This is a genomic window from Streptococcus mitis (assembly GCF_965111735.1).
Taxonomy (GTDB): domain Bacteria; phylum Bacillota; class Bacilli; order Lactobacillales; family Streptococcaceae; genus Streptococcus; species Streptococcus mitis_DR.
Genome location: NZ_OZ217346.1, coordinates 1,924,790 through 1,945,732 on the forward strand (window position 1 = coordinate 1,924,790; position 20,943 = coordinate 1,945,732).

13 protein-coding genes and 1 other RNA gene are annotated in these 20,943 nt (G+C 39.9%); 3 read left to right on the forward strand and 11 right to left on the reverse strand.

What is annotated here, in order from left to right:
* Window positions 1–8 precede the first annotated feature (8 nt).
* The 6 genes from gndA to ACLV7W_RS09380 form a co-directional block, all read right to left on the reverse strand.
* Entirely contained in the window at window positions 9–1,433 is a 1,425-nt protein-coding gene (gene gndA, locus ACLV7W_RS09355) for an NADP-dependent phosphogluconate dehydrogenase (RefSeq protein ID WP_000158781.1), read from the reverse strand.
* 75 nt (window positions 1,434–1,508) lie between these two features.
* The gene (mapZ, locus tag ACLV7W_RS09360; RefSeq protein ID WP_411865847.1) at window positions 1,509–2,915 is read right to left on the reverse strand and encodes a cell division site-positioning protein MapZ; all 1,407 of its coding nucleotides are present in this window, start codon (window positions 2,913–2,915) and stop codon (window positions 1,509–1,511) included.
* A gap of 13 nt (window positions 2,916–2,928) precedes the next feature.
* Window positions 2,929–4,086, reverse strand: a complete 1,158-nt coding sequence (locus ACLV7W_RS09365) for a THUMP domain-containing class I SAM-dependent RNA methyltransferase (RefSeq protein ID WP_411865848.1) — start codon at window positions 4,084–4,086, stop codon at window positions 2,929–2,931.
* Window positions 4,087–4,169: 83 nt separating this feature from the next.
* Window positions 4,170–4,551: RNase P RNA component class B (rnpB, locus tag ACLV7W_RS09370), an RNA gene on the reverse strand.
* A gap of 20 nt (window positions 4,552–4,571) precedes the next feature.
* Entirely contained in the window at window positions 4,572–4,901 is a 330-nt protein-coding gene (gene gpsB / locus ACLV7W_RS09375) for a cell division regulator GpsB (RefSeq protein ID WP_191962423.1), read from the reverse strand.
* Window positions 4,902–4,973: 72 nt separating this feature from the next.
* Entirely contained in the window at window positions 4,974–5,501 is a 528-nt protein-coding gene (locus ACLV7W_RS09380; RefSeq protein ID WP_411865849.1) for a DUF1273 domain-containing protein, read from the reverse strand.
* Window positions 5,502–5,567: 66 nt separating this feature from the next.
* Here ACLV7W_RS09380 and recU point away from each other — a divergent pair, with 66 nt between their 5' ends.
* Together recU and pbp1a are read left to right on the forward strand one after the other, a co-directional pair.
* Window positions 5,568–6,164 carry a Holliday junction resolvase RecU gene (gene recU, locus ACLV7W_RS09385; RefSeq protein ID WP_261016351.1) on the forward strand — a complete coding sequence of 199 codons (597 nt, stop codon included), beginning with the start codon at window positions 5,568–5,570 and terminating at the stop codon, window positions 6,162–6,164.
* Window positions 6,161–8,341, forward strand: a complete 2,181-nt coding sequence (pbp1a, locus tag ACLV7W_RS09390) for a penicillin-binding protein PBP1A (protein WP_411865850.1) — start codon at window positions 6,161–6,163, stop codon at window positions 8,339–8,341. The genes recU and pbp1a overlap by 4 nt, the downstream gene beginning before the upstream one ends.
* A 49-nt stretch (window positions 8,342–8,390) precedes the next feature.
* Here pbp1a and ACLV7W_RS09395 read toward each other — a convergent pair.
* The 4 genes from ACLV7W_RS09395 to ACLV7W_RS09410 form a co-directional block, all read right to left on the reverse strand.
* A protein-coding gene (locus ACLV7W_RS09395; protein WP_142358424.1) for an IS3 family transposase occupies window positions 8,391–9,742 on the reverse strand; the annotation gives its coding sequence in 2 pieces (ribosomal slippage) (window positions 8,391–9,301 and window positions 9,301–9,742; 1,353 coding nt in all).
* Window positions 9,743–10,069: 327 nt separating this feature from the next.
* Window positions 10,070–10,351, reverse strand: a complete 282-nt coding sequence (locus ACLV7W_RS09400; protein WP_153210213.1) for a transposase — start codon at window positions 10,349–10,351, stop codon at window positions 10,070–10,072.
* On the reverse strand, window positions 10,314–10,631 hold the full coding sequence (locus ACLV7W_RS09405; protein WP_228112226.1) for a hypothetical protein: 318 nt from the start codon (window positions 10,629–10,631) through the stop codon (window positions 10,314–10,316). The genes ACLV7W_RS09400 and ACLV7W_RS09405 overlap by 38 nt, the downstream gene beginning before the upstream one ends.
* A complete protein-coding gene (locus ACLV7W_RS09410) occupies window positions 10,573–11,076 on the reverse strand; it encodes an IS110 family transposase (protein WP_228112225.1) in 504 nt (167 codons plus the stop codon). The genes ACLV7W_RS09405 and ACLV7W_RS09410 overlap by 59 nt, the downstream gene beginning before the upstream one ends.
* 382 nt (window positions 11,077–11,458) lie before the next feature.
* Between ACLV7W_RS09410 and ACLV7W_RS09415 the strand changes: the two genes are divergently transcribed.
* Window positions 11,459–12,715, forward strand: coding sequence for an ISL3 family transposase (locus ACLV7W_RS09415; protein WP_411865851.1), 1,257 nt, complete (start codon window positions 11,459–11,461; stop codon window positions 12,713–12,715).
* A gap of 116 nt (window positions 12,716–12,831) precedes the next feature.
* On the opposite strand, the gene ACLV7W_RS09420 is transcribed toward ACLV7W_RS09415, so the two are convergent.
* Complete coding sequence (locus ACLV7W_RS09420; RefSeq protein ID WP_153221742.1) at window positions 12,832–20,844, reverse strand: SIALI-17 repeat-containing surface protein; 8,013 nt, start codon at window positions 20,842–20,844, stop codon at window positions 12,832–12,834.
* Between the last annotated feature and the right edge of the window lie 99 nt (window positions 20,845–20,943).

The window sequence follows — 20,943 nt, forward strand, 5'->3', positions numbered from 1 at the left end:
AGACCTACTTATTTTTCGTCATACCAAGAGTAGTGGAATGTTCCTTCTTTGTCTTTACGTTGGTAAGTGTGGGCACCAAAGTAGTCACGTTGCGCTTGGATCAAGTTAGCTGGAAGGTCAGCTGAACGGTAGCTATCAAAGTAAGTAATCGCTGCTGAGAAAGTTGGCACTGGCACACCAGCTTGAACAGCAAGAGCTACGATATCACGCACTGCTTGTTGGTACTTAGCAGTAACATCCAAGAAGTACTCATCCAAAAGAAGGTTCGCAAGGTCTGCATCACGGTTGTAAGCATCTGTAATCTTTTGCAAGAAACGAGAACGGATGATACAGCCATCACGCCAGATAGATGCAATATCTGCAAATGGCAAATTCCAGTTGTTTTCTTTAGAAGCTACACGCAATTGCGCAAAACCTTGTGCGTATGAAATAATTTTTGAGAAGTAAAGGGCTTGACGGATTTTTTCAATCAACTCAGCCTTGTCTCCTTCAAAGTTGAAGGCAGCTGGTTTTGGAAGAACCTTGCTTGCATGCACACGTTCTTCTTTGTAAGTTGAAATGTAACGTGCAAATACTGACTCAGTGATTAGTGACAATGGCACACCAAGGTCAAGTGATGATTGGCTAGTCCATTTACCAGTTCCCTTGTTACCTGCAGCATCAAGGATGTAGTCTACGATTGGTCCATCTTGACCTTCATCGTCTTTACGGCTCAAGATATCAGCTGTGATTTCGATTAAGTAGCTGTCCAATTCACCCTTGTTCCACTCAGTAAAGATTTCAGCCATATCTTCTGCAGAAAGGCCTAGCAAGTGTTGCATCAAGTCATAGCTTTCTGCGATCAATTGCATGTCACCATACTCGATACCGTTGTGAACCATTTTCACATAGTGACCAGCTCCATCAGGACCGATGTAAGTCACACATGGTTTGCCATCTTCTGGTGCTTTAGCTGAGATTTCTTCAAGAACATCCGCAACCAATTCGTAGGCCTCTTTTTGTCCACCAGGCATGATAGAAGGACCTTCTAGGGCACCTTTTTCACCACCAGAAACCCCAGTACCGATAAAGTTGATACCTGAGTTTGCTAATTCTTCATTACGACGGATTGTATCTTTGTAGAAAGTGTTTCCTCCGTCAATCAAGATGTCACCTTTGTCAAGGTGTGGAAGAAGGGCTTGAATTGTAGCATCTGTACCAGGTCCAGCTTGAACCATCAGCATGATACGACGAGGTTTTTCGATTGAGTTTACAAAACTTTCCACGTCATAGCTTGGCACAAAGTTCTTTTCAGGATGGCAAGCAATCACATCTTCAGTTTTTTCTTTACTACGGTTGTAGATAGCAACTGTGTAACCACGAGATTCAATATTAAGGGCAAGGTTACGACCCATTACGGCCATACCTACGACACCAAAGTTAGCTTTTGTCATTTGACACTCCTCTTATTTGATTTGTTTTATTTTATCATTTTTACTTTTGAAAAGAAAGAATTTTGTAACGACTGCTTAGTAGTCCAAAGCATCCGCATGTCCAGAACCATTTCCAACAAAGTATCCTGTCTTACAGTTAAGGGTAAAGAGATAGGTTCCATCTGGCTTGTAGAGGTTGTAATAACCATTGCCATTAACGATATTAACACGTTCAAGGATATATTGGTTACCAGTGATATAACCACGTGAACGTGAAGTCGCTAGAATCTGTTCTAAGACACCATCCGCAAAATCCCAAGCAGAGTTGTTACTATCATCAATAGCAGACTGATTATAAGAAACACGACTGGCACTTCTTTGAACAGCAACTCCCGCACTTGATACGCCCATATTGACTTCACTACGAGAACTTCTAGTCTCCGTTGAGGTCGTATTTGAACTACTTGGGCTTGTCTCACTAGCAGTATTTTCATTTGCTTGACTAGAGCTTGAGTTGCTAGTTTGACTTGAACTTGAGCTGGAAGCACTTGTTTGCTGGCTCTTACCTAGACTAATGGCCTTATCTAGCAATTTATCTAGTTCCGTATTTCCAGTTTTAATATCTGTAAATTTAGCATCAGATTTAGATTTGGCATTGGTATCCAGAACACCATCCACAATAGCCGGTTTTTCAAATTGTGCATTGACATCTTGAATGGCCTTGATTTGAGTCGCTAGACTGTCATACTTAGATTTAGCAAGCGTATATTCACGACTACCTTCTAGCTTATCAAGCAAGGTCTTTAGTTGGCTCAGTTTATCAAACTGGCTATTTTTCAAAGCTGTTTTATTGCTATCTGTGTAGAAGGCATCGTATTGGTTATTAAAATCATCCACATCTGATTGATTGGCTGTAGTTGATTGAGAAGTCTGAATTTCCTTGGTCGAACGGGTCACTTGACGATAAACATAATAAGCACTGACACAGATAATCACTGATACAAGTGCCAAAGCAGTCAAAACAAATCCTTTTTTACTTTTCTTTTCTGACTCCTCTTGATCCAGACGAGAAAAATTTTTCTCCTCTTCCACTTCCTCAGTCATTTCTGCTAAATTTTCATCCTCTAGCACTATAGGATCCCAGCCTTTATCCTCATCATCCAAAGGCAATGGGGGTAAGATAGCTTCAGAAGATGGAACTTCCTCTGAAGAGGCTTCCGACTCCTCTACAGCTTCACGCACTTCTTGGATTAAATCGTCCAGACTTTGAGTTTCGATTAACTCTTCTTTTTTGAACTGTCGTGTTTCAAACTTATCTGCCTCAATTTCATCTTTATGTTGCTTGACATACTTGTCCAAAATGGAATCTTCAGGCAAGACTCCTGCTTCCACTTCTTCATTTTTACGAATCGCTTGACCAACTGTTAACTCTTTTGCTTCATCAAAATCAAATTGAGGTTCTTGATGTTCTGCTTTGTGACGATTCCGTCTTTTCTTACTCATGAGTTTTTCCTTTCTACTTTACTTCCTGACGTTTCACACGCTGACCAAAATATTGATACAAATCAACTTTTAAGGTTCCATTGTACAACTTACGTTTCTTGTCCGCCTGACTACCATACTTGGTCTCAAAGGTTTCATCACTAGTCAAGATAAATTTGCTCCAAGTTTTCAGTGGTGCAAATACTTGCCCCATTTCAGCATAAAGCTTGGTAACCCCTGCATCATCTGACAAGCGTTCCCCATAAGGCGGATTTGAGATGATCACACCATTGATTTTATCAGAACGTAAATCCTGCACGCGCATCTGCTTAAATGTAATATCCCCTGCAACACCTGCTGCCTGAGCATTGGCCTTAGCAATTTCCACCATGCGAGCATCGATATCACAGCCCATGATATCCAGCTCAAGCTCACGGTCTACTTTTTTGGCCGCTTCTGTGCGCACTTCCTGAATCAAGCGATCGCTTACCCAGTTCCATTCCTCAAATGCAAAGGAACGACGAAGACCAGGCGCCATCTTTCGAGCAATCATGACTGCCTCGATACAGAAAGTTCCCGAACCACAAGTCGGATCAATCAAAGGCTTATCTGGATACCAGTTAGAAAGTTGCAAAATAGCTGCTGCCATATTTTCCTTGATAGGAGCCCCACCTTTTTCGGTACGATAGCCACGTTTAAAGAGACTAGATCCTGTCGTATCAATCATGACAGTTGCTATATCTTTGAGAATAGAGACCTCAATCTTGAACTCCGGACCAGTTTCCATCAGAGGAACACCTTCTGGACGGGCATAGTGTTTCTGCAATTTCTTAACAACAGCCTTTTTTGAAATTGCCTGTACACTTGGCTCATTGTGAAGCTTAGATTTAACACATTTGGCTTTTGAAATCGGGAATCGTGCCCCGAGCGGTAAATAATTTTCCCAATCTAGGGCAAATACTCCCTGAAACAGCTCTTCAAAAGTCTTAGCTGGGAAAGTTCCTACGATAATTTTGATACGGTCTGCTGCTCGAAGCCAGAGGTTGGTTTCAACAATGGCTCTCGCGTCTCCTTGAAAACGAACACGACCATTTTCAACCTGACAATCGTATCCCAACTCTCGTACTTCACGACCAACGACAGCCTCAAGACCCGCTGCAGCAGTCGCGATTAAATTAAATTCTTTTTTCATTTTCAGTCTTATAAGACCTTTCTATATGTCCACTTTAAAAAATGAGGTTGAGAAAATTTCTCAGCCCCAACCTATATGCAATTTTCTATAAGCCATGTTTTGTTCCAGAAGTGACTAGGACCACTTCCTTCGATAATCATCTGTCTACTACTAACAGCTTACAGCTGGTAGCAGTCAGAGTACTACGTTCGTTTCCGTGTACTCCATGCCCCGACCAAAATTTGGGTTGCTAGCTTGAGGGGTTTACCGCGTTCCACTCTCTCTGTTTCCAGAAAGACTCCGTCACTGTGGCACTTTCAAGCCTACTCTGGCCTATCCAAGGACTTAGCCATTTCAACTGCCGTAACGATCTCTCGTCCCTAGGCTTATGGTTTCGCCTAGCACAAACACTACAGGCATCACAGCCTGTGCTAGCATGGACTTTCCTCATGAAAAGAAATTCTCCTCACGCGATTATCCAAAAATTGCACTTTTCAAATAAGCTCTTATAAATCAGAGTTATCCAAAATTTGTTTACCAAATACTTCTTTCTCAAGACGATTCAAGCGTTTCAAAATATCAAAATTCGTCATAGAGCTTGTAGTTGCCGCTTCAATAGGCTCTGCTTGAACTGGTGAAGGTTTCGGTTTACGAGCTAATTCTTCCTTCAACTCTGCAATTTCTTGACGGAGAGACTTGACTAAGGCAGCATAAGTTTCATAGTCCTTGATGACATCGTCCAAAAATTCATCAACTTCAACCTTACTATATCCACGGACTTCACGTCCAAACTCTTGCTCAAAAATATCTTTTGCTGAAAAAATAATACTTGCCATCTCTCGCTCCATTCTCGGTTTCTAATAGTATTATTATATAAAAAAAGGCAAACAAAAATCAAGGTCAAAGGCTTACTTTTCAGAAAAATTTTCTGCTAGCTCATTTAAGTCTTCAAACGTTAGCTTTTTTATGCGATAACCTTCCTGATTTTTCATCAAGTTATCCATAAATTTTAGTTTGGTCTCATTTTCTGGGTCATAGAAAAAATAAGCTAAATCAGTATTTTCCAGTAAAAATTGTTGATAATCACGCAGTTGCCCTGTATGTTCATATTTGGGATAGGCATATTTGACAAAGTCTACCTGCTTAAAGCGACTCAGTTTCATTTGATTTCCTTCATTCCAATTTTCCCCGTGCGTTTCAAAATCAAAAATGGTGGCCAACTGGAAACCGTATTCGGTCTTCATTTCCTGAGCAACCTCTAAAACCCAATATTCAAAGCCTAAAGTCCCTGTAAATACAAGCCAAGTCATCCCATCTTCTGCCATAGCTTCTAAATCCCTACGTATTGCTTTTTTAATCAATTTAATACGAGGATCCTTGTCAGAAAACAAACCCAAATCAAAAGCAGAATAGCCTAAAACCAAAGCTGTAGTCATTTTTAACCCTTTCTGTGCAAATTTATGATATAATAGAGTGATGTTATTGTACCAATAAGGAGAAATATGGTCAACTACCCTCATAAAATTTCATCAAAAAAAAGCCAAACATCCATTTCTCAACCAAAAAATTTCGCAAATCGAGGAATGACTTTTGAAAAGATGATCAACGCTACCAACGACTACTATCTGACGCATGGCATGGCCGTTATCCATAAAAAGCCGACGCCTGTTCAAATTGTCCGAGTAGACTATCCTCAACGTAGTCGAGCCAAAATTGTAGAAGCCTATTTTAGACAAGCTTCCACAACAGATTACTCTGGCGTGTATAGAGGACATTACATTGACTTTGAAGCCAAGGAAACGCGACAAAAAAATGCCATTCCAATGAAGAATTTCCATCTTCACCAGATTCAACATATGGAACAAGTTCTAGAACAAAAGGGCATTTGCTTCGTACTGCTTCATTTTTCTTCTCAACAAGAAACTTATTTGTTGCCGGCACTTGATTTGATTCGCTTTTATCATCAAGATAAGGGCCAAAAATCAATGCCACTTGGATATATTCAAGAATACGGATATTTAGTAAAGCAAGGAGCTTTCCCTCAAATTCCCTATCTCGATATTATCAAAGAACATTTACTAGGTGGTAAAACAAGATGAACAAACAAACTATTCTGCGATTCTTAAAGTATATTGGAATTACATTTCTTACCTTATTTATCGCATTATTTCTATTAGGTGGAGGTGTCTTCCTCTACTTTGTTAGCAAGGCTCCAGCCTTATCTGAAAGTAAATTAGTTGCGACAACCTCTAGCAAGATTTATGACAACAAAAACGAACTGATTGCTGACCTTGGATCTGAACGTCGCGTAAATGCTCAAGCAAATGAAATTCCTACTGACTTAGTCAAGGCAATTGTGTCTATCGAAGACCACCGTTTCTTTGACCATAGAGGTGTTGATACTATTCGTATCATGGGAGCAGCATTAAGAAATCTACAAGGAGGAGGTCTACAAGGTGCCTCAACCTTGACACAACAATTAATTAAATTGACTTATTTTTCTACTTCAACTGCTGATCAAACCTTGTCACGTAAAGCTCAAGAAGCTTGGCTAGCCGTTCAACTAGAGCAAAAAGCAACCAAGCAAGAAATCCTGACCTATTACATCAATAAAGTCTACATGTCCAACGGTAACTATGGAATGCAAACCGCAGCCCAAAATTACTATGGAAAAGACTTGAAGGACTTAAGCTTGCCACAGTTAGCACTCTTGGCTGGAATGCCTCAAGCCCCAAACCAATATGATCCTTATTCCCATCCAGAAGCTGCTCTAGAGCGTCGTAACTTGGTACTTTCAGAAATGAAAGGGCAAAAATACATCAGTGCAGAAGATTATGAAAAAGCTATTAATACTCCCGTCACTGACGGTCTCCAAAGTTTGAAGTCAGCCAATAGTTATCCAGCTTATATGGACAACTACCTCAAAGAAGTAATCGACCAAGTTGAACAAGAAACTGGTTACAACCTTCTTACTACAGGTATGGAAGTCTATACTAATGTCGACAAAGATGTTCAGCAGCGACTTTGGGATGTTTATAACACAGATGAGTATGTCGCTTATCCAGATGATGAACTTCAAGTAGCTTCTACTATCGTTGATGTAACAAATGGTAAAGTCATTGCTCAGTTAGGTGCCCGTCACCAATCAAGTAATGTATCTTTCGGAATCAACCAAGCCGTTGAAACCAACCGTGACTGGGGTTCTACTATGAAACCAATCACTGACTATGCTCCCGCTTTAGAATATGGAGTCTATGACTCTACTGCAACTATTGTACATGATGTTCCTTATAACTATCCTGGTACTGATACTCCCGTCTACAACTGGGATAAAGGCTACTTTGGAAATATTACAATTCAGTATGCACTTCAACAGTCACGTAATGTCACAGCTGTTGAAACCCTAAATAAAGTTGGTTTAGACAGAGCGAAAACCTTCCTAAATGGCTTAGGTATCAATTATCCAAGCATCCACTATGCAAACGCCATTTCAAGTAATACAACTGAATCTAACAAACAATACGGTGCAAGCAGTGAAAAAATGGCTGCTGCTTATGCTGCCTTTGCCAACGGTGGAATTTACCACAAACCCATGTATATCAATAAGGTCGTCTTCAGTGACGGTAGTGAAAAAGAATTTTCAGATGCTGGTACACGAGCTATGAAAGAAACAACTGCTTACATGATGACCGAAATGATGAAAACCGTCTTGGCATACGGAACTGGTCGTGGAGCCTATCTCCCATGGTTAGCGCAAGCTGGTAAGACAGGTACTTCTAACTACACAGATGATGAAATTGAGAAACACATCAAGAACACTGGCTATGTAGCTCCAGATGAAATGTTTGTTGGTTATACTCGTAAGTATTCTATGGCTGTATGGACAGGTTATTCGAATCGTTTAACTCCTATCGTTGGAGATGGTTTCCTAGTTGCAGCTAAGGTTTATCGCTCAATGATAACGTATCTATCAGAAGATACTCATCCAGAAGACTGGACGATGCCAGACGGACTTTTCAGAAACGGGGAATTTGTATTCAAAAATGGAGCTCGCCCAATATGGACTGAACCCTCTACTCAACAAAGTTCTACACCTGCTCTGGCAAATCAGTCTCCAGAGACCTCAACCTCTCAGTCAAGTGTAACGACACCAAACACAAACACAAATTCAAATACATCTACTCCCCGTGCTGGAACCAATGAAAATACGGCAACACAACAACCAAGTACCAATCAAGGTCAGCCTAATCAAAATTCTCAGCCAGTACAACAATAAATTACCAACCACCCCAAAATGTACTGACCCCACAAAGTTGGACAAATAATTATTGAAAGGATTTAGTTCTGTATTGCACAGGGCTAAGTCCTTTTAGTTTGACTTTGATTCGTTTATTGTTGTAGTAATCAATATAGTCTACAATAGCTTGTTCAAGGTCTTCTAAAGACCTAAAGTGCTTCTCGTAACCATAAAACATTTCCGATTTCAAAATGCCAAAGAAGGACTCCATCATACCATTGTCTGGGCTGTTGCCCTTGCGTGACATGGATGCTTGAATTCCCTTACTCTCTAGGAATCGATGATAAGAATCGTGTTGGTATTGCCAGCCTTGATCGCTATGGAGAATGGTATGCTCGTAGTGTTTCTCTGTAAAGGCCTGGTTTAACATAGCTTTCACTTGTTCTAAGTTTGGTGAAGTTGAAAGGTTATAGGCGATAATTTCGCTATTAAAGCCATCTAAAACAGGCGATAAATAGAGTTTCTGTGTGCTATTTGGAATGGCAAATTCTGTCACATCGGTATAGCACTTTTCCATTGGCCTTGATGCTTCAAACTGACGTTGAATGAGATTCTCTGCTTTCTTGCCAATCTCTCCTCGATAGGAAGAATACTTTCGTTTCCGACGAATTCGAGCTGTTAAACCAAGGACTTTCATCAGACGTTGGACCTTTTTATGATTCACCACAAAACCGCGATTTCTTAGTTCAAGAGTAACTCTACGATAGCCATAATTTCCTTTATGGTCATTATAAATGGCCTGAATTTCGGTTTTAAGCTCTTTATCTTTGTCAAGTCCATCTAGTTCCTTCAACTGATAGTAGTAAGTTGAGCGAGGTAAACGAGCCACTTCAAGAAGTAAATCTAGTCGAAATCCTCCTGAAGCCATTTCTCTAACTGTCTCTGCCTTTCTCGCTCTAAGGCTTCGTCCCTTTCCTCTAACTCTTTTAACTTTTTTAGGTAGGCCACCTCGGTACGTAGACGTTCATTCTCCTCCTGAAGTCGCTCTAATTCTGTCATTTCTTCCCAAGTTTTCTTTCGTTTACGTCCCATTTTAGCTGGTCTCCCTCTTGTTTTCTCAACAATAGTATACCCGTTTTTCTTGTATTGCGCCAGCCAATTTTTCAACAGCGAACGATCAGGCAAAGCATAATCCAAAGCTACACTTCTTTGTGAACGACCTTCCAGCAGAACTTTATCGATTATTTCTTGTTTTAATTCTGGGGAATAGTAACGATTCTTCCCTTTTTTGACGATTTCTATTCCATAACGGTCAATCAATGTCACCATGTATTTTAGACCAGAAACATCCACACCAAATCTTTTCGAAAGCTGTTTGAATCTTTGACCTTGCTTTCTAAATTCATAGATCTGAACTTTATCACCATAAGTTAATTTCATAGTAAAAACACCCCAAAAGTTAGATTTTTTTCTGTCTAACTTTTGGGGTGCAGTTCAAAATTGGGTGGTTTTACTATCTTTTTATTTGAAAAAAGACAGTAAAAAGCTCAAAAAATCATTTCCTGTGCTATACTGTAATTGAAATTTTTTTAGTTTTGGCGTTAGAACTGTTTCCTCAGTCCTAGCGCCTTTTCTTTTTGATAAGTCTGCTTGGTGGAGAGTAGTTTGTAAATGATTCTGAGAATCTTATGAGCACAAGCAATAATCGCCTTCCTCTTGCTTCCTCTTTGGGAAATTCGATTGTAAAAAGAAGAAAAAGCTGGATCCTTAGATAGAATGTGCTGCAATTAATCCCGACAGGGTCAAAGCCTGTTTGATATAGCGATTTCCTTGCGTGATGTGTGAGGATTTTTTAATGCCAGCACTTTCATAAGACCCTGGACAGAGCCCAGCCCATGATGCTAAGTGTGCATCGGATGGAAAGGTCGTAACAGTTGGTCCAATCTCAGCTAGAATAGTGGCAGCACAGTTTTCATTCACACCTGGAATGGTTTGAAGTATCCTATTTTCCTCAGGGAAACTCCTTTTCGATGTAGTGTTGAATCTCATCGGTCAATTTTTCAATGAGTTCCTGATACATCTGACACTCCTCTAAGCTCTGGCCTAAGAGGAAGCGGTCTTCTAGTGACAACTTTCCTTCCATCGCTTCCACGAGTTCTTCTGGACTTGCTTTCACTCGCTTCTGGATACAAGAGATAACAGATTCTACATTAATTGCTTCTCCGTTAATGAATAATTTTAAAAGTGCTTGCCCCGTCTTAGAAAAAATATCAGAAAGATAACTGCTTAGCTTGATATTGGCCCCGTTGTAAGAGATTGTGAATTTCATTTTTGACTTGAGTTTGACGCTGCTTGTAAGAACGCATGCGACGTGTCAGTAAACGAAGCTGTACCACTTCAGGTGCTGGAATATAGGAAGGTTCAATCAGTCCGCAACGGCCGAGTTGAGCAATCCATTCAGCGTCCTTCATGTCTGTTTTTCGACCAGGCACATTCTTGATATGTTGAGGATTGGCAAGTACTAAGACGAAATCAGAATCTGAAAAGATAGTAAAGAGAGGGAGCCAATATTGCCCAGTACTTTCAAAAAAGACATGTGTGATATGGTTTTTCACCACCCAATCTAAGGCATTGCGAAGAGCTACTGTAGTTGTCCCAAATTTCTTCTGAATTTTCTTTGGTTTATTGGTATCTAGTGGACAGTCTAGAATACAACAAACAATGGATTTTTGGTGGACATCAATACCACAACACGTTTCAATCATGACTTCCATTATAAAAACCTCCTGTTAACTATTTGAACAATAGAACAAGAGGCTACTAGTAAGATATTTTCATGCTCAAGGCATATTCGAATTAGCTCACGACTCTTGTTCATCCAGTTTTTTATACAGGCTAGGAAAAGCCCTATTAAACACCACAGTTTGGTATTGTTCGCCTTCAGTATAGGCTAAACTTCTTTTTCTGTCATGAGTTAGCAGGATCTGCCTGCTTGGAGTTTTTTGTTAAATCAATAATTAGATAAGAAAAACGGCTCTATAATATTTGTAGTGGGTAAATCCCCTATAGATATTATGGAGCCTATTTTTGTGTAGAAAAAAAGTCCCATATGATCTATAATGAAAAGTGACCAAACAACTCATTAGAAAGATTCATATGGAACAATTACATTTTATCACAAAACTGCTCGATATCAAAGACCCTAATGTCCAAATTATGGATGTTGTTAATAGAGATACCCACAAGGAAATCATCGCTAAATTGGACTACAACGCCCCATCTTGTCCTGAGTGCGGAAATCAAATGAAGAAATATGACTTTCAAAAACCGTCTAAGATCCCTTACCTCGAAACAACTGGTATGCCTACTAGAATTCTCCTTAAAAAACGCCGTTTTAAGTGCTATCAGTGCTCTAAAATGACGGTCACTGAGACTCCTCTAGTAAAGAAAAATCATCAAATCCCTCGTATCATTAATCAAAAAATTGCTCAAAAGCTGATTGAAAAGACTTCTTTGACCGATATTGCTCATCAGCTGTCCATTTCAACTTCAACTGTTATTCGCAAGCTCAATGACTTTCACTTTAAACATGATTTTTCTCGCCTTCCACAGATTATGTCCTGGGACGAGTATACCTTTACAAAGGGAAAAATGAGTTTCATTGCACAAGATTTTGAAAAGCTCAATATCACCGCTGTTCTTGAAGGTAGAACACAAGCTATTATCCGAAATCACTTTCTTAAATATGATAGGGCAGTCCGATGTCGAGTGAAAATCATTACTATGGATATGTTTAGTCCCTACTATGACTTGGCTAGAAAACTTTTTCCGTGTGCTAAAATCGTTCTAGATCGTTTCCATATTGTACAACATCTAAGCTGTGCTATGAGTCGTGTGCGTGTCCAAATCATGAATCAGTTTGAACGAAAATCTCATGAATACAAGGCTATCAAACGCTACTGGAAACTCATCCAACAGGATAGTCGTAAACTTAGCGCTAAACGTTTTTATCGTCCTACTTTTCGTATGCACTTGACCAATAAAGAGATTCTAGACAAGCTTTTGAACTATTCAGAAGACTTGAAACACCACTATCATCTCTACCAGCTCCTGCTTTTTCACTTTCAGAACAAAGAGGCAGACAAATTTTTCGGACTGATTGAGGACAATATAAAGCAGGTTCATCCTCTTTTTCAGACTGTCTTTAAAACCTTTCTAAAGGACAAAGAGAAAATTGTCAATGCCCTTCAACTACCCTATTCAAACGCCAAATTAGAAGCGACCAATAATCTCATCAAACTTATCAAGCGCAATGCCTTTGGTTTTCGGAACTTTGAAAACTTCAAAAAAAGGATTTTTATCGCTCTAAACATCAAAAAAGAAAGGACGAAATTTGTCCTTTCTCGAGCTTAGCTTTTCTTCAACCCACTACAGTTGACAAAGAGCCAATTTTACTTCTCAGGTTTTTTGTTCTATACACTCCGCTGGTTTAGAATACTATTAAGAAAGAGTTTAATTGCCATACACAACTAATCTTTTTTACTTTTTGCTACAAAGATAGCGGATAGGGCTAGGCTAACACTTGCCAAGAAAATAGCTGTTTCTGACTGTTTCTCACCAGTTTCTGGCAATCTCTTGTCTTCCTTGGCAACTTGAACTAGTGCTTCTAGAGTCTGAGTTTTTTCTAACGAACTTAGTTTAAACTCTGGTTTTTCTACTGTCGGTGCAGCTTGACCGCCTACGGTTGATACTGGGCCTGTGTAGGCTGGAAGCTCATGTACCAATGCTTCTACTGCATTGACTCCTCCAGTAAACTCAGGAACATCAAGAACTGGTGCTGGATCTTCACCTTTACTTGATTGAACAGGTTCTTCTGTTAATTCTTGATAGAAGCTAGCTAACTCATAAAACTCAGCCTTACCACCTTCCCAGACAAGTTTAACATCTAGAAGTGAACCACCATTTCGAATTGCAAATGTTTGGAGACTTGAAGAAATTGCGCCAAGATCTGTCCAACTTTCTTGTCCATCCTTAAGTGTTCTAGCCTGAACACGTGCCTTAGCACCTTCTGGAAGACTTGAAACGAGACGAAGATGGTTAGCATTGGTTGGTTCAGACAAGTGATAAACCATTTCTCCCTTATCTTGTTCTGCTTTGTAGCTGGTCAACACTTTTCCATCAACGAGGTTTGTATAGAAGTTACCACGACTTTCGCCACCTTTTCCTTCTACTGTTGGATCATTGATTGGTTTGACAAATTCGCCATCATTAATGACTAATTCTGTAAATCCTACAAAACGAGCATCGTAATCAGCAGTGTAGAGGACACGGAGATAATTAGCCTTAACTGGAGTTGCAAGCTCACCTTCAATGTAACGGTTACCTGGCATCTTAGAGTCATGCGTCCAACCATCAGTAAGCGAATCATCTTGTTGGCTATTGGCTACACCATCACCAACTGTAACGACATCTGTCCACGTTTTACCGTCTTGACTGACTTGGATTTTTCCATCACGAAGATAGTTTTGAGTTCCGTCTTGGATATAAGCTCGAATTTTCTTGATGGTACGCTCGCTACCAAATTTTAAGGTTACATGGCCATCTTTATGAGCATAGTCAGAAAACTCAACAAAATTGTTGTAAACACCGTCAAACAATTGATCAAGGTTATTTATCTTACGGACATCATTGCTTCCGTATGTTGGATGAATGCCCATAGTTGTTGATTCTAATTTTGTTGGTTGGACTTCTTTAGTAGTTACTAGAAGAGAAGTAGATGGAACAGCCTGCTCTTGATCTGTTTTATTAACAAGACGAACGTAACGCACCAAGTGGGTTGCTACAGATCTGTCAGTCAACTGACTAGCTGGTGTCCATTCTTGAGCATTAGCAGAGTATTCCAAGCTAAGAGCTGGATTTGTTTGACCTTGTAGTTGGATACTATTCACTTCATGAATACGGTCAAGTTTCATTCCCAAATAACTATTTGCAGGAAGTTTTGTACCAGATGGAATCTGAAGATCATAACGTCCTAGGCTATCAAATACTGGAGTTTCTTTCAAAGCAGCAACACTAGTGTCTGTTAATTCACTATTTCCAGAACGTGTCTCAACAGAGAAATCTGCAATGCGCCACCAGAGATCGATAGCTTTGGTATTACGTACTCGGACATAACGAGCGTTAATAGTTCTTGTGACTTCCTTAGTTTGCTCACCTGTTAAACTATCCAATTCTTGCCATGCTTTTCCATCAGTAGAGTATTCAAGTACACCTGAAGCTAGTTTATCTCCTGAACCTTGGCGGAGACGAACTTTTGTCACTGGCTTAACTTCACCCAGATCAAGTTGTGCCCAAGCATCAACTGGTGTAGTGTTGCTACCATCAGCATTTGCCATCATAGCTTCTGTATTATCTTTACCATCAGTAATTTGACTTGCTGATGTTCTCAATTTATAAGCTAGATTTGAGCTGAGGCTAATTGTAGCGGTTTGTTGTTTACGAGCGTTCTCTACTGGACGATTTACTGCAATCTCGCGAACTGCAAACCAGGTGTCATCACGATCTTCTGTAGCAATCATACGTACTGCTTTAGCTTTGATGTTAAGATTTTCAAACTGAACAAGTGACTCATTACCAACATAAGTTGGTTCTTTCAAACTTACCCAATTATCTTTTTCATCTTGATACTGCACTTCAGCCTTACTAAAGGTATCACGAGGATTTGCTTGAGTTCCCATGGCGAAGGTCAAATTTTGAATGGCAACTGGCTTGTTGAACTTCATACCAATGTAGTCACCTGTCTTGATACTATTTGGTGATTTAATGAGGGCATGTGTTGCTAGATCACCATCTGTTACTTCTGCCAGACCACCTTCGACACCTGTTCTATTAGTAATGAAATTACTAATGATTTGATCTGGATGCAATACTTTTTGAACTTCAGAAGCAAGAACTTCTTTCAAGGAAAGGATGAATGGACGGATATGTTGTACTCCCAACTCAGCCTTTTCAAGATGGTCTACATAATGGAAAGTATGAGTTTGAGACTGTTCGTATAATTTCAAACCTTTATAATAACTGTCCCAAAGTTTAGCTGCATCATTTGACGACATCGCTTCTGTTCCTGTAAGGAAGGCGTCTAAAGCTTTCATTTGATCAATTGTATTATCCAACCAATAGTGAATTTGGTTAACCATTTTTGGATCACCAGAAGCTTTATAGACTTCAGCAGCTTCTTTTAACTTAGCAAATTCAGCACGTAAAGCTCCACGTTCTGCAGTCACATCCTGACCTGCTTTTAGTTTGGTTACAAAGTCTGTCAATTTAGGAGCCAATTCAACTGATTCTTCAAGTTTTACTACACGACCATCCATATTTTGGTTAATCATGTGCTTACCAAGTTCACGGAAAGCAGCCGAAGTTTTACTATCTTCAAAGTGTCCATTTTCTACAAAATTGAAGGCGACATCATTAACTTTCTTCGCTTCTTCTTCAGTCTTCCACTGTTTCCAAGCATATTGAGCTCCTGCAAAAAGGGCAATCTTAGATGGTTCTGACTGTTGCATTGGGTTCAACATAATACCAGAAAGGAGACTTGGATCCACATTCGGATGAAGGAATTTCTCACCACCACCGAGAATCAAGTGTTGTTTAGAGTTATCTGTAACTGGCCAGTTAACCCAAAGAGATACTGGACGATAAGTTTTACCACCTGCTGTCAGATTATTCTTAAGGGTTGATAGGAAGTTCTCAGAAACTTCGCCCCAAATCTTACCACCAGTCAAAGTCATAGATGCGGAACTTGGAAGATTTTCATTGAGAGCTTTCAACTCTGCTTCGCGACCATTACCCCAATACTGACCTGGTACAAAGATCATTTCTTTGCGAAGACCGCTATAGGTCCCCTGCATTTCTGTTAACCAGTTGGTCATGTCATTCATCAGACGGTTGTAGCTATCGTATCCGCCTACTGGACTTGGTGCATCATCTGCTAGAATACCAAACTCACGTACCCCAACTTTCATTAATTGAGTAAATTTAGCCTTAATGGTTGCAAGGTCTTGCTGGTACTGAGTCTCATTACCAAAACGAATGCGGTTATTCATGAATGGATGGATTGTCCAAACATAACGAGTTTTGTTTTGATTTCCAACACGAGCAAGGTCACGAATTTCAGCTAGTTTTTCTTCTGGATAAAGTTCACGCCATTTTTTGTTATGATATGGATCATCTTTTGGTGCAAAGAAGTATTGAGTCAACTTCAAGTCACCACCATAGCGCATGAGTTCTGCACGGTCTGCATTAGACCATGGATTTCCATAGTATCCTTCGATGAAACCACGGTTTTTAATTTCAGCATAATCCTCAACTGTCACATTGCGTAGGACTGGCGCTGGGCTTTCTTTAAGCATGTGTTTCAAAGTTGTCAAACCATAGAAAACTGCATCCGTATCTTTTCCGACGATAGAGATAGAGTTATTCTTGATAGATAATGCATAAGCATCAATCTTATTAAAAAGTTCTGATTTAACGTTGGACAATTGCTTTTCAGCTTGTGACTCTTGTCCATGTACACCGAGATAGATATTAGTTGCACCAGCAACCGCTGATTTGCTTGTTGTATATGAAACTTGGTTGTCCTGCAAAACGCTCTTCAAACGATTACGTGTATAAACATCTAGTTGATCCCCCATTACAAGGTTAACTGTCTTACGAAGGGCTGTGACTCCTTCTTCATAAGTTACTTTTTGTGGGGTTGGGAAGACCTTATACTCTTTCTTAAGGTAGTCGTCACTCTTACTAGCTGCAACAATGCTTTCTTCACTAGCTGGTTTACTTGCTGTAAACTGATCTGCTAATTCAACTGTTCCATCACCAATTTCTTCGACTTTTGGTTTTTCAGGAGTAATCGGTGTCTCAGGTTTAGTTGGTTCAGAAGTTTCTTGTCCTTCTTTAGCAGGTTTCAACAAATGAACTTCAGCAGCACTTGCAAAACCACCTACACCTTCCAATACTTTCAAATCAATCTTGTTTGTATGAACAGGGGCAAAGTTAACAGTTTTTTCTTGAGCGCTGTTGTCCCAGTTTCCTTCTGAAACCTTGACCATTTGGCCATCTTTTTGGGCAAAGACTTCGTAGCGAGTAACGACTCCATTTCCACCACCTGGACGTGGGAGATAAGTCAAACCATTGACTTTTTCTGCTTCTTTCAAAGTCATAGAAAGAGTGTAAGGTGCAGCATCTCCAGTCCATTTTGTATGCCAGAATGTATTTGGATTATTATCAAAGGCTTTATCAACTGATCCTTCATCCGGTGTTCCAGGTAGCTCTTGACTACTTGCTGTAGCAGTAATTTTGTCATTTGAAATCAAACGTGGATTTACAAATGGTTTATCTGTCAACTCTGCACTGTGCAAGATTCCTTTAAAACCACCAATGCTTTCAAGCGGTAGAACTAAACTATTGTGGGCAAAGCGAGGGTGTTCAGGATTTGCGATACGTTCAATCTTTTCTCCATCCACATAAACTTCAGTTGATTGTGGCTTAGTCACAATAGAAATTTGATAACGGTTGTTCTTTTCAAGTTTCTTCTTAAATTGAATATGGAATTGTTCAAATTGATAAGCTAAGTAACCATCTTTATCAGCTAGATAGATACGATTGTTGCCACTTGATGAGAAGGTTTGTTCACCATCCCCAGTAACTGTCACATCAAACTTCAAGACATGACTTGGACCAACGTCACCAGCTAGTCCTTCAATACTACTGTCTTTATCAAATGCTAAACCTTGATCAGTAGCCTTTACTTTCTTACTTGCATAGTTTTTCACTGTTTCAGGATTGATAGTAAATAAATCACTTTGATCAATCTCTTTTTCAGGATTTGACTGTGGTGCGTAAGGGCTGGTTGGCAAGGTACGTTCTTTAAAGGTTGCTGCAGCTCTGTCAGAACCCCAAGTACGTTCTGCAGTTGTTTGCATACTCTTGAAGAAGCGTTTGAAGATATCATAGGATGTCAAACCTGTCTCATGAAGATCAATATTATCATTCCAAACTGCGTGACCACCACCAATTACACTTGGATTTGATGCTTCTAGAAGTGGACCATGACCTGTTCGGAAATCATTTGGTGTCCACCTATTGTATTGTGTTTCATAGTTAGCATAGTCACCATAAGCTGCTTGACGATTATCACCATTAGGTACACTATAGGTTGGAATATCTGTTATGTTGATAATCTTAGCTCCCTGAGCAATAGCTTCTTTTGGTTGTTGCCAACCGACACTCCAAATATCAACTTCTACATCTTTCCAATCAACCGCTGTTTTACCTCGTTTCGCACTGAGCGATCCCCAAATACGAGGTGTATAGCCTTTCCCTTTAATGTATTTAATAAGGTCATTGACATAACGACGATAGCTTTCTCTACTTCCGTAGTATTCATCCGTTCCGATATGAACAGTAGATACCCCATGAAGTGGTGCATCTGGTCCATCTAGGAGCTTGTCATAAACTGATTTGACAAAAGCCAGCGTTTCATCGTATTTATTATCTAGATCGAGCATGGCTACGCGCTCTACGTTATGTTTACCTCTGTAATCGCTCAGACTACCTTGATACATGAGGTCTGGACGGACTTTGACAAATGACAGAGCATGACCTGGCGTGTCAATTTCTGGAACTAGATTGATATGCAAGGCCTTAGCAAGTTTAATCAGATTTTGCATCTCTTCTTTAGTATAGTGCTCATCTGATGTTAATTTTTGACCATTCTTACCGACAATATCTGTCTCTACACGGAAACCTGTCTTAGCATGTTCTAGAACATACTTAAGCTCTTCTTCTTGTGTTAGATTCTTACCTGCCAAGTGTTCCTTTAGGAAGATATAGTTATCGTTGAGGTGCAACTGCAAGTCGTTCATCTTGTAGTAAGCCATGTTGAGCATGATGTCTACAAGGGTGTCATAAGGAATAAATTTACGACCTGTATCTAGCATAAAGCCACGGTGACTGAAGCTTGGGAAATCACGGATTTCTCCATTTTGGAGATTGCTTTCCCCCATTTGAAGAAGAGTACGAGTAGCATAGAAGGCACCTGTGTTTGTTGCAGCTTCGATGGTAATGACACCATCTTGGATAGTGATGCCATAGCCTTCCTTACCATACCCCTTATTTTCAACTTTTTTAAATTCAATTCGTTTTTGAGCCTGCTTGTCACCTGTCGCAAGTTCCAATCCACGGCTTGCAAGGTCTGACTGGTAGAAGGTTGCTGCTTGTTCAAAGCCTGAATCTCCTGTCGCAAGAACTGTATCTGAAATGATAGAAGATTGACCTTCTTTTCCATACCATTGTTGAACAGCTGGTGCTACTTTTGGTTTGACACCCACACCTTCGTCCTGATGTAGCCCCTTGATGACTACTTCAAATTCTTTAGTAAAGGTATGTGAATCTTTAATTTGCTCTACCATAACCTTAACGCGTTGATCAGTCAGAGGCTTATAAATGTGATTTTGAAGGTCAATCACACCTTGTTTGTTGCTACCGATAAGGCTAACTTTTCCTGGTAAAGTTGGAAGTACTAAAGATTGTCCATCCTTAGCGACTGTCAATTCCGTAACTTGGCGAATATCTGTCACTTTAGTTGGATCAGGGATATTTGAATAAGCCCGAATTTCTTGAATACCAACGTTTCTCCAGCCCGTTGTGCCCACTTGATAGTCATTGATTTCTAACTTGAGATATTTAGTTTGAATACTATTGGCTAAGTCAACTTTTTCATCTAAAACAGGTTCTCCAGTCTTGGTATGAGCTAGTTTCCATTGTTTTTCTCCACTAGCATTTACATCATCTTGACCTGCATAGTAGAGGCTCCAAGATTTGATATTTGGATCATTTTGACCATTGCGAACACGACGATCCCAATCAATTTCCACATGTCTAATAAGTGTAGTCTTGGGAAGAGTTAATTCGAAAGTTGGTTTGTCAATATTTTGATTTGTTGCCCAATGAGTATCAGGATTACCGTCCACTGCCTTGTCAGCAGTATAAGGAGTACCAGTTTCTGAGTCGTTTACTTGAACAGTGACACCTTCTAAGTGGTTACGATCTTCTCTATCTTCAATTTGCTTTTCAACTGGTTTGATTGTAGGTGTAGCTGGTTCTACAGGTTTAGAATCTGCTTTTGGTGTTTCAACCGGCTTCAGAGTCTCAGCTGGTTTGGGAGCTGTTGGAGTTGTTGCTGGGCTTGTTGCTTCAGTTGCTGCAGGACTTGTTCCTGCAGTATTTTCATGATTTTCTTCATGACCTGCAGCTGCCGTTGCCTCTGATTCTGCTTTCTTTAAAACAGCTGCTAAATCGTCCGGCAACTTATCTAGTGGCTGAGCTTGTGTAATTGCTCCTTCTTTCTCAGGTGTTCCAACTGTCTCTGCAGCTTGCACTACATTTGCACCAAAGATACTAGCACCTATCAATACAGAGGCTGCACCAATTGCAAATTTTCGAATACTATAGTGACAACGTCTTTCAAAAAAATGTCTATCCATCTTTCTCCTATTCCTTTCTCCCACTTATTACAGTAAGCGGTCTCATTTTTGATTTGAAAATGGAGAGAACCTAGAGGTTCTCTCCAACTAAGTTATTTC